14 protein-coding genes are annotated in these 14144 nt (G+C 33.5%); 12 read left to right on the plus strand and 2 right to left on the minus strand.

Going from position 1 to position 14144, the window contains the following annotated elements; all coding sequences use genetic code 11:
• Window positions 1–226: 226 nt before the first annotated feature.
• The 6 genes from lpdA (at window position 227) to LNP22_RS16925 (ending at window position 7083) form a co-directional block, all read left to right on the plus strand.
• Window positions 227–1615, plus strand: coding sequence for a dihydrolipoyl dehydrogenase (gene lpdA / locus LNP22_RS16900; RefSeq protein WP_210668099.1), 1389 nt, complete (start codon window positions 227–229; stop codon window positions 1613–1615).
• 619 nt (window positions 1616–2234) lie between these two features.
• On the plus strand, window positions 2235–2807 hold the full coding sequence (locus tag LNP22_RS16905; protein ID WP_229974504.1) for a DUF7010 family protein: 573 nt from the start codon (window positions 2235–2237) through the stop codon (window positions 2805–2807).
• 73 nt (window positions 2808–2880) lie between these two features.
• Window positions 2881–3978, plus strand: coding sequence for an MBL fold metallo-hydrolase (locus LNP22_RS16910; RefSeq protein WP_229974505.1), 1098 nt, complete (start codon window positions 2881–2883; stop codon window positions 3976–3978).
• 435 nt (window positions 3979–4413) lie between these two features.
• Entirely contained in the window at window positions 4414–5433 is a 1020-nt protein-coding gene (locus LNP22_RS16915) for a tyrosine-type recombinase/integrase (RefSeq protein WP_229974506.1), read from the plus strand.
• A 140-nt stretch (window positions 5434–5573) separates the two neighbouring features.
• Entirely contained in the window at window positions 5574–5840 is a 267-nt protein-coding gene (locus LNP22_RS16920; RefSeq protein ID WP_229974507.1) for a hypothetical protein, read from the plus strand.
• Window positions 5841–6285: 445 nt separating this feature from the next.
• A complete protein-coding gene (locus tag LNP22_RS16925; protein ID WP_229974508.1) occupies window positions 6286–7083 on the plus strand; it encodes a hypothetical protein in 798 nt (265 codons plus the stop codon).
• A gap of 91 nt (window positions 7084–7174) precedes the next feature.
• Here the strand turns inward: LNP22_RS16925 and LNP22_RS16930 are convergent, their stop codons facing one another.
• Complete coding sequence (locus tag LNP22_RS16930) at window positions 7175–8770, minus strand: IS1182 family transposase (RefSeq protein WP_429670526.1); 1596 nt, start codon at window positions 8768–8770, stop codon at window positions 7175–7177.
• Between the two features lie 212 nt (window positions 8771–8982).
• Here LNP22_RS16930 and LNP22_RS16935 point away from each other — a divergent pair, with 212 nt between their 5' ends.
• The 3 genes from LNP22_RS16935 to LNP22_RS16945 all read left to right on the plus strand — a co-directional run bounded on the left by LNP22_RS16935 (window position 8983) and on the right by LNP22_RS16945 (window position 11204).
• Window positions 8983–9612, plus strand: a complete 630-nt coding sequence (locus tag LNP22_RS16935) for a hypothetical protein (RefSeq protein ID WP_229974509.1) — start codon at window positions 8983–8985, stop codon at window positions 9610–9612.
• Window positions 9613–9821: 209 nt separating this feature from the next.
• A complete protein-coding gene (locus LNP22_RS16940; protein ID WP_229974510.1) occupies window positions 9822–10604 on the plus strand; it encodes a hypothetical protein in 783 nt (260 codons plus the stop codon).
• A gap of 156 nt (window positions 10605–10760) precedes the next feature.
• A complete protein-coding gene (locus LNP22_RS16945; protein ID WP_229974511.1) occupies window positions 10761–11204 on the plus strand; it encodes a hypothetical protein in 444 nt (147 codons plus the stop codon).
• A gap of 7 nt (window positions 11205–11211) precedes the next feature.
• Here the strand turns inward: LNP22_RS16945 and LNP22_RS18480 are convergent, their stop codons facing one another.
• A complete protein-coding gene (locus LNP22_RS18480; protein ID WP_429670534.1) occupies window positions 11212–11625 on the minus strand; it encodes a hypothetical protein in 414 nt (137 codons plus the stop codon).
• Between the two features lie 984 nt (window positions 11626–12609).
• Here LNP22_RS18480 and LNP22_RS16955 point away from each other — a divergent pair.
• The 3 genes from LNP22_RS16955 to LNP22_RS16965 are packed head-to-tail and all read left to right on the plus strand — an operon-like array spanning window position 12610 to window position 14135.
• Window positions 12610–12969, plus strand: a complete 360-nt coding sequence (locus LNP22_RS16955; protein WP_229974513.1) for a DHCW motif cupin fold protein — start codon at window positions 12610–12612, stop codon at window positions 12967–12969.
• Between the two features lie 52 nt (window positions 12970–13021).
• Window positions 13022–13546 carry a GNAT family N-acetyltransferase gene (locus LNP22_RS16960; protein WP_229974514.1) on the plus strand — a complete coding sequence of 175 codons (525 nt, stop codon included), beginning with the start codon at window positions 13022–13024 and terminating at the stop codon, window positions 13544–13546.
• Window positions 13547–13553: 7 nt separating this feature from the next.
• Window positions 13554–14135, plus strand: a complete 582-nt coding sequence (locus LNP22_RS16965; RefSeq protein WP_210668181.1) for an LOG family protein — start codon at window positions 13554–13556, stop codon at window positions 14133–14135.
• The last annotated feature ends 9 nt before the right edge of the window (window positions 14136–14144 follow it).

Below are 14144 nucleotides of genomic sequence, written 5' to 3' on the forward strand. Positions count from 1 at the left end.
TTTCACATCTCACTTTTTTACCTCTCATAATTTCAACTTTTCAGATTTTACATTTCACAACTCACATTTCACATTTCACATTTTACCTTTATACTTTTTTACTTGTTACTATTTTTTTAAAATAAATCCTTAAATTCGCAATCACAAATAACAAAAGAAAAATCGGAAAATGAGTTTCGGAAATATAAACTTCATTTTCGGTCTTTAAATACTAAAAACCAAAAAAATGAAATACGACGTTATTGTTTTAGGAAGTGGTCCCGGCGGATATGTAACAGCAATTAGAGCTTCACAATTGGGCTTTAAAGTAGCTGTAGTTGAAAAAGAAAGCCTTGGTGGTGTGTGTTTAAACTGGGGATGTATCCCAACAAAAGCATTACTAAAATCGGCTCAGGTTTTTGATTATCTAAAACACGCTTCTGATTACGGATTAAAAGTTTCTGAATTTGATAAAGATTTCCCGGCGGTAGTACAACGCAGCCGCAGTGTTGCTGACGGAATGAGCAAAGGAGTTCAGTTCTTGATGAAAAAAAACAAAATTGACGTAATTGAAGGTTTTGGAAAACTAAAACCAGGCAAAAAACTTGACGTTACAGACAAAGACAATAAAGTTACCGAATATAGCGCCGATCACATCATCATTGCCACTGGAGCACGCTCTCGTGAGTTGCCAAATTTACCACAAGATGGTGTAAAAGTAATTGGTTACCGCCAAGCAATGACCTTGCCAACGCAGCCAAAATCTATGATCATTGTAGGTTCTGGAGCCATTGGTGTAGAATTTGCACATTTCTACAACTCAATGGGAACAGACGTAACCATTGTAGAATTTATGCCAAACATCGTTCCTGTAGAAGACGAAGACATTTCGAAACAAATGGAACGTTCTATGAAAAAAGCAGGTGTAAAAATCATGACCAACTCTTCTGTTGAGAAAATTGACACCACTGGAACTGGCGTAAAAGCAACTGTAAAAACAGCAAAAGGAGAAGAAATCCTAGAAGCTGACATCGTACTTTCGGCAGTTGGAATCAAAACAAACATAGAAAACATTGGGCTTGAAGAAGTTGGAATTGCTGTTGACAGAGACAAAATCTTGGTAAACGCTTACAACCAAACCAATATTCCGGGATATTATGCAATTGGAGACGTTACTCCTGGTCAGGCTTTGGCTCACGTAGCTTCTGCCGAAGGAATTAACTGTGTAGAAAAAATTGCTGGTTTACACGTAGACCCAATTGATTACGGAAACGTTCCAGGTTGTACTTACGCAACTCCGGAAATTGCTTCTGTAGGATTAACCGAAAAACAAGCCAAAGAAAAAGGATACGAATTAAAAATTGGTAAATTCCCTTTCTCAGCCTCTGGAAAAGCAAAAGCAGCCGGAGCAGCTGACGGATTTGTAAAAGTAATTTTTGATGCAAAATACGGAGAATGGTTAGGTTGCCATATGATTGGCGCTGGCGTTACCGATATGATTGCTGAGGCAGTTGTAGCCCGTAAATTAGAAACTACAGGTCACGAAATCCTAAAATCGATACACCCTCACCCAACCATGAGCGAGGCTGTTATGGAGGCCGTTGCTGATGCATACGGAGAAGTAATTCACTTGTAATCAAATATTTGCAGCCAAAATTTACTACAAGCAAAAGCTACCAAATATATTTTCAAAAAGTCCGATTTGTGCAAACAAGTCGGACTTTTGTTATTTGGGCGTGTCCCTTCGTAAACTTCGGGTCAGGCTGTTCGCTATATCTTTTGCTCCGCTCCGCTTCTCAAAAGGATGCCGCTGCCATCCTTCACGCAACACCCGTTTTCAAAACACTATTTGTCGCCAATAGAAATTAAAAAAAACTAATTCTCAAAAAAATACTCGGCAAAACAGCAGCACAACTACCAAAATTAAGTTGCGTGTTAGTGAAAACACTTTCAATAAATAAAGAATCCTTTTAACCATTTGTAAGAAAAAATAAATATATTTGATGTACTAAAAAGCAGATAATCTTCTCAGAGACATTCAAATAAAGAGAAAGTATCGATTTTTTTACATCTATTTCACATCTATTATATGCCCGCTCACTCAGCTATTGATCGTAACAATTGACTTCATAAAAAAAATGGCAAGCAAATCCAACTCTAACGTTCAATCAATACTTGATAACTTAAAAAACAAACCCTTCACATAAAAAACAATAAAATCCGGTAAACTATTAACGCATCAAAACATAAAAAAAATGGCTGAAAAATTACTAAATGATCCAATAAACAGTACAGAAACTATTGCGCAAGCCCAAAAAGACATGCGCACAGGCTATGCAAATGGCTCAGTAGGCATTATTGTTTCAGGGCTTATGTGGCTCATTTCTGCAACTGTAAGTCATTTATATTCGACCCAAAACGCAGTCTGGACACTTTTAATCGGAGGAACCCTTATACATCCTGTTAGCATTCTTCTGTACAAAATAATGGGTTTAAGAGGAAATCATACCAAAGGAAATCCATTAGGAAATCTCGCCATGGAAGGAACCTTCTTCATGATCTTGTGTTTACCTCTGGCATACGGACTCTCGTTGCTGCACGCAGAATGGTTTTTTCAGGGTATGCTTCTCATTATCGGCGGAAGATATCTCACATTTTCTTCCCTTTACGGAATCAGACTTTACTGGGTTTTAGGAGCCGCTTTGGCTGTTGCCGCTTACTTCTTATTTTACAGCAAAGCATCCTCTTTTGGTACGTTGGCAACAGGCTCGCTTATCGAAATTTCGTTTGGGATTTTTATGTTTGTATCCTTTCAAAAAAAGGTGTAACGGCAATGTAGTATCTCCGAAAAATTTATAAATCACATAACTTATACACACAAATTCTATTCATCAAAATAAAATGACATTAACACTTATTATACTTTTAGGAGTTGCGATCTATGCCTTTTTACAACATCCACAATTTGGAAAAAAACCTTCCGGCGAAAGATTAGCTGTACTTCAAAAATCACCACATTATAAAAACGGAAAGTTTCAGAACATCCATTTTACTCCCGAAATTACAGAAGGTTATACTTATTTTGAAGTTTTTTACGAGTTTATTTTCAAGAAAAAAGAACGAAAAACTCCTGTAAACCCTATTCCTTCTGTCAAGTCCAATTTACTTGAACTCGCACAAGAACAAGATGTCTTGGTTTGGTTTGGGCATTCCTCTTATTTTATTCAGATAGAAGGAAAACGTATTTTGGTAGATCCCGTCTTTAGCGGCAACGCCTCTCCTATTCCGGGAACCAATAAATCGTTTGACGGCACCGATATTTATACCGTTGATGATCTTCCCGAGATCGATTATTTACTCATTACACACGATCATTACGACCATGTTGATTATAAAACGATCTTAAAACTAAAATCAAAAACCAAAAAAATTGTATGTGGTTTGGGTGTAGGCTCGCATTTTGAACATTGGGGTTTTCCTGCCTCCATAATTATTGAAAAAGATTGGTTCGAAAAAATAGAAATCGATTCTAAAATTACTTTTTTTACCGCGCCAAGCAGGCATTTCTCAGGAAGAGGTCTTCATCGCTGCAACACACTTTGGATGTCTTTTGTATTAGAAACACCTACTTTTAAAATGTATTTGGGTGGTGATAGTGGTTATGACACACATTATGCCGAAATAGGGCAACAATTTGGGCCGTTTGATCTTGCGATACTCGATAATGGTCAGTACGACGTCAAGTGGAAATACATTCATAATGCTCCTGAAGATGTGGTACAGGCTGCAAAAGACTTAAATGCAAAAAGATTTCTTCCGCTACATTCTTCCAAATTTGTGTTGGCCAATCATCCGTGGGACGAACCTTTGATAAGAGTGACAACATTAAACAAAAACTCCGAAAATCCTATTCCGATCATGACACCCATGATTGGCGAAATGGTAAATCTAAGAGATGAAAATCAAGAATTTAAAGAATGGTGGAAAGGACTAAATTAAATAACATAATAGGAGCAATATCCCTTTTAAAACTACAAAAATCTTAAAATCGACACACCCTCACTCAACCTTGAGCGAGGCTATTATTGAAGCGTTTACTGATGCTTACAGCGAAGTAATTCATTTATAATAAAACGGATTTGTAGCGAATATAAAAGTATCTCACCACATCTATAAATTTCAAAAAGTCCGATTTGTGCAAACAAGTCGGACTTTTATTTTCTGGGCGTGTCCCTCCGTAAACTCCAGGTCAGGCTGTTCGCTATATCTTTTGCTCCGCTCCGCTACTCAAAAGGATGCCGCTCCCATCCTTCACGCGACACTCATTTTCAAAAGATTACTTTTTGTAAAAAGAAAGTCAAAACATTATTTTAAATAAAGAAAATTCCTATATTTATTTATACTAAATATTTTTTTATGAATTGGTCAGCTAAATTGATAAAATATAAAACTCAAAATAGAATTGCAGTTCTTTTTGAAAGAAATCAAATTCTAATTGAAAGAATAAAACAGATTGAAGGTGCAAGATGGAGTCAAAATCAAAGTTTTTGGCATATTCCAGACACATTACAAAACCGTATCCGTTTCAGGATAGAAGAGCAACCGGTTCTTTCGTTGGATGGAATCGATCAGATTCAAAAATTCAATGATTGGTTAATTTCAAGGCGATACAGTCCAAACACTATCAAAACCTATACTGACGCTCTAAAATCATTTTTAATCTTTTTTAAAGAAAAACAAATTACAGAAATCAACAATGACGATGTTATTTTTTATAATGTCGAGTATATTTTCAAAAATAAGCTTTCCTCCTCCTACCAAAACCAAATAGTTAATGCATTAAAACTATTTTTTCAAACTATTCAGAATAGAAAAATAGAAATAGACAAAATCCATCGTCCGAAACGAGAAAAATTGTTGCCCAATGTTTTAAGTAAAGAAGAAATTAAATCTATTCTAGAAGCTCATATTAACCTCAAGCACAAAACCATGTTAAGTTTGATCTATAGCTGTGGCTTGAGACGAAATGAATTACTAAATCTTAAACCTGCAGATATAGATTCTAAAAGAGGGATTGTGATTATTCGTCAAAGTAAAGGCAAAAAAGACCGTATTGCACCTTTATCGCTAAAAATATTAAAAATGCTTCGAGAATATTACATTAGCTACAAACCCAAAATTTGGCTATTCGAAGGTGCAATCGTAGGCATAAAATACGACGAACGCAGTTTATCTAATGTACTTAAACAAGCCTTAACAAAATCAGGTATAAATAAGCCTGTTAGCTTACACTGGCTACGACACAGTTTTGCAACTCATTTACTAGAAAGCGGAACTGATTTGCGATACATACAAGAATTATTAGGACACTCTAGTAGTAAGACCACAGAAATTTATACGCATGTAAGCACAAAAAACATACAACAAATAAAAAGTCCATTTGATGATTTATGAAAGTTTTTCCTATATTAGCTAAATAAATATCAGCTTATTTATGGCACAAAGCTAACCAAAATTAGGTAGATTGAAGCCATTTTATGGCTGGTATAAACAAGTTATGCCTCAGTTTAGAAAACCGAAACACCGAAAAAAATATGGATTTTAAAAAACACGCCTTGATATTTTTTGAAAAATATAAAAGACATACTACCGAAAATAATATTGAAAAAGATTTTGAATACGATTCTTTAAATTACGTGAGAAAAGAAAATGAATTCAGATACAAAGATAAGGTTGATGCAGATACTTTAGTTATGATATTAGAGGATCTAGGATACCTTGAATATACTCAAAAACATAACGATAAAAGACATCATATTATAACTGAAAAAGGATTTGATTTTCTTTCAAAAATAACTTGATCAAGTCCTAAAAATCTTTTGCAACATTTAAGAACATGTTCGTTTTCTTCATTTGTCACATCTGACCCAGTGAATTGTTTATACGATTCTATTTTAGAATCTGATACGCAGTTAAAAAGCGTTTGAAAATACAATTCAGTATCACCTTGATTTAAGACAATAACATTTGAAGTTCCGTCTTTAAAATTGATTAAAAATAAGTGTTTTGACATAATAAATAATTTAAAAATACTTACGACTTAAAAGCGGTGCGGAAGCGAAACCGAAAATTGGAGTAAATAAAAAACCGAAGGCATAACACACGCTACAACGGATTTGGGTATTTGGAACAACTTGAAAATGTTCTTGTATTTGGGATGATTTGGCAAATCCGAAGAATAGGCTTAATTTAGTCCCAAACCCGCTGTAGCGCGAGAACGTTATGAGCAATAATTCAATACGTTAAATGAGAAATTTTATCTTTTTAATTACTTTTTTTAGTTTGTTCGCTTGCAAAAAAGAAGATGGAAAAATCGAAGCAAAGCTTAGTGAAAAAACAGTAGTTCCCAAATCAAATTCTTTTGAAAAGCTTTCTTATAAGGAACAAATAAAAAAGATGAAAGAAAGTTTGCCGAAAAATTCAGTTCTTTCTAATGACATTCAATTTATAAATGATTCTATCCTTGAAGGAAAATTCAAATTAGATATTTCCAATTATGAGCTTGAGAATGCAAAAAAGAAATGCCTCCCAACAATAGTAAAAAAAGAATACTTTTATGAGTATGACCTCGAAGCTGAAAAAAAATCTAAGAAGGAGTTTAAAAATTTGGGCGACTTGAACGGTGATGGAAAAAGTGATTCTGTTTTCATTTTACCAGGTTTAGCTTGGTGCGAAGAAGGTCAATCCTATTATTTTACCGACAATAAAATTCCCAGAATACAAACTGACTCTAATTGCTGTCATACGGAAAGCGTATTTAGTATTGGAGATATGGACGAAGATGGTGGAAATGAAATAGCTGAATATTATTCAAGTTGTGCAAGTAATTTTAAAGTTATAGAAATTTGGACTTTGAAGAAAAATAAATGGAAAACTGTTGGGAAATTTGATTTTTTCTATAATAATGGTAAATATAAGGCTATGGAAGACTTCCATAAACTTTACAAGAAAATCTCTAAAAATAAATTTAAGTTTTTAGAAATATCAGACATGCGAGCAGACGGAGAATTGGTAATGGAGTGGAAAACAGTAACCATAAAATAATTACTGCTCATAACACACGTAGCTGTTGCACAACCTCATTCAAAAGTAAAATTTAAAATTAAGCATAAAAGACAACCTCGTTTAAGCGTATTTAAGCGAGGTTTATTTTGGGTTGTAAGTTGGAGTTTGTAAAAATAAAGAGTCTTAAAAAGGTGTTTTTCAAGTCATAGAAAGCAGTTTTTAGAGAAGTTGTTACTTTGGTTGGTATTTCACTTACTACTCCAGTTTTTGTTTTTGTTTTTTTGGTGATAAACTTCAAGTATTTCTTTAAATTATAGGTTAATGCTGCCATCAAAACATGTTTGTTAGCTTGCTTGATTCCTCTAGTATTTACACGCTTCATATTGGTAAAATTGACTAAAGTTCCGATTACAGGTTCTACGGTTTTACTTCTCACTCGTACCATTTTCTTAGTATAGTTTGGGTTTTGTGTGAGTTTTTGGTGCATTCTATCGTAATGTTCTTTATGAATGCTGTTGTCTATTTTTTTGTATTTGGTGCTTTTTCCACAGCATTGTTCTCTGAGCGGACAGGTTTTACAATCGCTCTCGCTACTGCGATACGTACGTTTGATGTAGCCTTTACTATCGGTCTTTTCTCCTTTAAAGAGTAGAATAGCTTTGTTAGAACCTTCTTTGATACATTCATATTGATGCAATTCTTTATTAAAAACAAAACCTTCACGTTCGGGTTTGTACTGTCCGAAGTTTGGAATATAAGCATCGATATTTTTTTTGTATAAATAGGCTAATGCTTCGCCGCTGCTATATCCTCCATCAGCTAAGAGTTCTTCTAATGCAATGCCGTTTTCATGTAGGTTGTTCTCTGTTAGTTCAACTATTTTTTCTAAACATTGACTATCGCGTTTGTCTGCAAAATCAGAACATGCGCCTGTTATTACATGATGGGCATCGTCTACAGCGATTTGTCCAAAATAGTTTAACTGTCTTGCTTTGCCTGGTTTTACACTTACCCTGGCATCAGAATCTGTGGGTGAATAATGGGTGTGATTCGATATAAATCTTGGTCGTATTGTATTCCCATGTTCATCTAATTTGTCAATATTAAAGTTGGGATTGGGTTGGTCTTTGTAAGCTTCTTTTTTCCAATTGTGGTGCTGATCAACTAGTTTCTTTCTGGTGCTTGTGGTTTTAAATTCGCTGTTTTCTTCTAATTCATCCACAAAGGCACTGGCGTCTTCCAGTACTTCTTTCTCTACCAAGCTATCCATAGAAGCATTGGCTTTGATAAAAACGCTGTCCACTGCTTGACGTTTGCCTCGAATCATACCTTTGGAAACGCACAGCTTTAAAACTTCTTTGAATAAACTTAAAAACACTTCTTCACCATACAACTGACGCGTGCGACTAATGGTGCTGTGCCATGGTAAAGCCTCGTCAATGTCATAACGAATGAACAAGCGAACATCTAAACAATTCGAGCAATATTCGATGAGTTTCCTATCCGAATTTATGTTGTTTAAATAACCTACTAAACAGATTTTGAAAAACACAACCGGGTCAATACTCTCTTGTCCTTCGTCTCCATAATACTTTGCAGTAGCTTTATATAGAAATCGAAAATCGATGGATTGATCTAATAATCTATAAAAATTATGCTCTGGAATCAAGTCTGTTAAGTATACTTGATAGAGCATTTTTGGGGTAAATTCTTTTCTTCCTTGCATGCTTAAATTTACATAAAACCACGCTTTTTAATGTTTCCTTTTTGTTATATTTGAGCAGTTGTGCAACAAGCACAGCCGTTTCAAGCAATTGTGAATTATGTGGTAAGTTTGCGTTTGCGTTTGCGTTTCGCAAGAATTTTTATCTTTAAACGAAAATAAGAAGTCCCGAAGTTTGCAATTGCGTTAAGCGGCGGAACGTTGGCTACCATATCATGAAAATCATTGTAACAATCATATTCTCAATAATAACACAACTTTGTTTGGGTCAAAATTGTGCTTGTAAAATTCGAGCAGAACTAAAAGAGGTTATCACATGCGAAAAAACAGTCTTTAAAAATGGTGCAAAAATATATCGCCAATTTTCTTGTGATTCGTCCTGGGTACTTTTCGAAAGTAAAAACAAGAAAAAGAAAGTGCTTTTTTCATTAGATAAGGAACTAATGGAATACACTGGAAAATTGGGTTTCGCTGAATGGTTTGAATACAAAAAATCATTTTTAGTAGAATATCATACGATTTCAGGATGTTGTGATCCTTATGAATATATATTGTTTGACAAAATTACTGGAAGAAAAATTGCAAATTTAGGAAGACAAATTTTCGGTAGTAATGACGACAAATATCCATATTTTGTAACTATTGATAAAGACAAATCAAACTTCTTAACTTTTCTAAATTTAGACACAAATAAAATTTTTAAAATAAATTTACCAAAAGGAAGAATTGAAAAGACAATGAAAATCACAAATCATCTTTTTTCAGAAACCTTATTTGAAGATGGAGGAATTAAAAATGGAATTTTTGAAATAGCATATAAATACAAAAAAAAACGAAAAAGATAAGTGGTTAATTGGAAAAGTAACTGTTGATTTAAAAAAATACAGTAGCTAACAGCTACAACAGATTTGGGCAATTTGCTTAATAGAAAGTTGGTTTTGTATTTGGGAGATTTGGCAAATCCGAAAATAGACTTAATTTAGGCCAAAAACCTGCTTTAGTTACAAAACCTTAGGCACAAATTTACAAGATGCTTAGTTAAAAAGACACATTCATGGATATTGACATTAAACTAAAAAATCTTAGAGTCAAATTGAGACAGAACTCCAGAGAAATCATAAATGATATTTTAGTGAGAAATGTTCCGAGAATTAGGTCAAAAAATAAATCAAAAAAAGAAATATGTGTCTTTTGTGCAAATCAAGATAATTTAACAAAAGAACATGTACTTCCAAAATGGACATTTGAAAATTGCACTAAAGAGTTCTTTGTAACAAATATAAATGGTAGTGAACAAACATATAATAAAACAACAATTCCTGTTTGCGCAGATTGTAACAATAATTTATTGAGTAATGTTGAAAGCTATATAATTTCAATTTTGAATGATACCGATTTATCAAACTCTTTTTTTAATAATGAGCAATTGCAGAACATAATTCGTTGGTTAGAAATAATAGAATATAAATTTCAGTTATTAGAGATTCGGAGAAAATTCATAAAATCAAAGTCGTCTCAATATTTAGAATATCTCAGAGACATTCCTATATCTATTATGAGAACTAATATTGATTATTCGCCAAATAAAGCGTTAACTGAAATTAGACTTGCGCAGAAAAGAGTTACACAAAAATCTAAAGCTAGTAATCAAAATTCTTTAGTAATATTTAAAACAAAAAATGAAAGTTTTTATTTCTTTCATCACTTAAATGATTTTATTTTTTTAGAACTTCCAAAGTTTGGTATAGCTCTATTTTACTTCTATTCTCGAAAGTTTGAAAACGTAGAAGATGCTAAAAATGAAGCAATGGAAATTATAAAAACAGTGTACGAATAAAACTCTGAACCTAATATCTATTATAACAGATTTAAGCATTAATCTTAATAGAAAGTTAGCTTCAAATTTAAAACATTTTAACAAATCCGATAATGGAAATTGTTTTAATCCCAAACTCGTTACAGAAGCAGAACGTTCTCAAATATTTTAAGAAGGATGATAAAATTTAAAGATATTTTACTGAATATAGCCATTGTTCTCCTTTGGTTCATTTCTACAATCTTAATAGCAATTACGATAGAACATAGGTTTCTTGGATTTTTGCCTTCAATAATCGCTTTATATGTCAAATTATACTTAAAAAGACGAAAGCGTATTCTTGAATTTGTAAAATTAAACTTTGAAAAAATTGGATATGAATTAATTGAAGAAAGACCTTTGAAATTAATGGAGTTTTTTTCCTTCTCTAACATAGTTTTAAAACCCACATTTTTCTTTAATAATGTTTCTATAAGTAGGCTGAAATACATCACAACTTTTATGAGAATTTTTAAAGCGAAAGCGAAAGATGGAAAATATTATGAATTAAAAACATTTGTTGGACAAAAATGGAATGACGAAATTGAGATTCACATTATAAATAAAAAAAAGGTTTCCTAACTAACTTTTAAAAATCTATCACGTTTAAAATTAATTTAAAGATGTCTTTATACAGATTTTTAAACATTTTTCGGATTTGATCACTGCAAAAAGAATTCGACCCACTGAAAACCTGATTCGACCGACTGAAAACTTGATTGAAGCGACTGAAAACATGATTGAAGCGACTGAAAACTTGATTTGACCGACTGAAAACTTGATTCGACCGACTGAAAACCTGATTAGACCGACTGAAAACATGATTGAAGCGACTGAAAACTTGATTTGACCGACTGAAAACTTGATTCGACCGACTGAAAACTTGATTGAAGCGACTGAAAACCTGATTTGACCGACTGAAAACTTGATTGAAGCGACTGAAAACTTGATTTGACCGACTGAAAACTTGATTCGACCACTGTAAAGTAGAATTCGACCGTATGCAAGTATGATTTGACCACTGTAAAGTAGAATTCTACCGTATGCAAGTTAGGTTTGACCACTGTAAAGTAGAATTCGACCGTGTGCAAGTTAGATTTGACCACTGTAAAGTAGAATTCGACCGTATGCAAGTATGATTTAAGCACTGTAAAGTAGAATTCGACCGTATGCAAGTATGATTTGACCACTGTAAAGTAGAATTCTACCGTATGCAAGTATGATTTGACCATTGTAAAGTAGAATTCGACCGTATGCAAGTATGATTTGACCACTGTAAAGTAGCATTCTACCGTATGCAAGTTAGATTTAGCCATTGTAAAGTAGAATTCTACCGTATGCAAGTTAGATTTAGCCATTGTAAAGTAGAATTCGACCGTGTGCAAGTTAGATTTGACCACTGTAAAGTAGCATTCGACCGTATGCAAGTTAGATTTAACCATTGTAAAGTAGCATTCGACCGTATGCAAGTTAGATTTAACCACTGTAAAGTAGCATCCTACCCACTGAAAAAACAATAACGATTTGTGTTTTGCTGCATCAAGACTAATATACTTGATAAAACGTTAGTCTTTTTTATTTACAGCTGTGCAAAGCCAAAAAATAGCGTTCATACAGCTTGCTATTGCTGTAAGCACATCAAAATGAGATGTAAGGTTGCAAAACACACTAACAACTTTTTTAGAAACATTTTTGACTATTAAAAAATAAGACCTAATTTGGTGCTACATTCCTGGCAATAACAAGAAATTAGATCAATCTACTAAAACAAAATACTACATCGATGACGATTTTAAAATACATTTTTCAAAATAGGTATTGACAAAACCTACCTCTTCCAAAACCTTGATAAGCGTGGCAAGCAGTAACTAAAAACTCCTTAAATCGTATTCTGATTAAGATACCCATGATTGGCGAAATGGTTGATTTAAGGATTTAAAATCAAGAATTTAAGGAATACTGGAAAGGATAAACTAAAAAAAAAAATATGAGCAATATCCCTTTTGAAACAATAGATTGGAATGCTATTCCGAAAACCGAACATGCAGGAGAAACCGGAATTGCTTTTTGGCAAACGGTACAACACCCAGGATTGCGCACCCGAATTGTAGAATATTCTGCCGGATATGTTGCCGATCACTGGTGCCAAAAAGGACATGTCGTGCACTGTTTAGAGGGCGAAGTGACAAGCGAACTCGAAACTGGCGAATCTTTTTTATTGAAAAAAGGAATGACGTATATCGTTTCGGATGATTTGAGTTCACATCGTTCCATTTCAAAAAACGGCGTCAAACTATTGATTATCGATGGCGATTTTTTAAAATTAGATGAAAAAGCTGTAAAATAAACGTTTCCTGCTTTCCAAATTAAACAAGTAAATTAATAAAATTCATTTTAAAATGCCAAAATCAAACTTCAGTTTACAACCCGAAATTTTAGAAGATGAGTTGACAAAATTAATTCCGTTAGAAGAAAAACATTTTGAAGCACTTTATAAAATAGCTTCAGACCCTTTGATATGGGAGCAGCATCCAATTAAAGATCGTTATAAAAAGGATGCTTTTACTCTCTTTTTTGAAGGAGCTATCAATTCAAAAGGTGCTTTTTTGATCCTCGACCAAAAAAATAATGAGATCATAGGCAGTACCCGATTTTACAATTATGACCACGAGCAGTCAAGTATTGCGATCGGATTTACATTTATTTCCAGAAAATATTGGGGAAGTCCTTATAATAATTCTTCAAAAAAATTATTGATTGATTATGCTTTCAAAAGTCTCAATTCGATATTTTTTCATGTAGGAGCAGCAAATATTCGTTCGCAAAAAGCAGTTTTAAAGCTAGGCGCAGAAAAAGTAAACGAAATGACGGTTACGCATAACGGAGTAGCATTACCTCATTTTGAATATGAATTAAAAAAATAAATTAAGAATGAAAAGAATAACAGTTTTTTGCGGTTCCAGTTTTGGAACCGAAGAAAAATACCGATCTCAAGCTTTTGAACTTGGTCAAACATTGGCCAAACAAAATATAGAGTTGGTGTATGGTGGTGCAAAAGTAGGTTTGATGGGCGCTGTTGCGGATGGTGTTTTGAGCGAAAAAGGAAAAGTTATTGGTATACTGCCCAATTTTCTTCGATCGAAAGAAATCGCTCATGAAAACCTAACCGAACTTATTTTGGTAGAAAGCATGCACGAAAGAAAAACCAAAATGAATGATTTATGCGATGGCGTTATTGCGCTTCCAGGTGGTTTTGGTACTTTGGAAGAACTTTTTGAGATGCTTACCTGGGCGCAATTAGGATTGCATAAAAAACCAATCGCTATTTTGAATATCGATGGTTTTTACGACCCTTTATTAATGATGATTCAGACAATGACTGATAAAGGTTTACTGAAAGAAGTAAATCAAAAAATGCTATTAACGAGTGCTACTATTGATGATTTGCTTGATAAAATGCAACATTATGTGGCCCCTACTGTAGGGAAATGGATTGATAAAGAAAAAGTTTAAAATAAAAGT

This window comes from Flavobacterium flavipigmentatum, from assembly GCF_020911905.1.
Lineage (GTDB): Bacteria > Bacteroidota > Bacteroidia > Flavobacteriales > Flavobacteriaceae > Flavobacterium > Flavobacterium flavipigmentatum.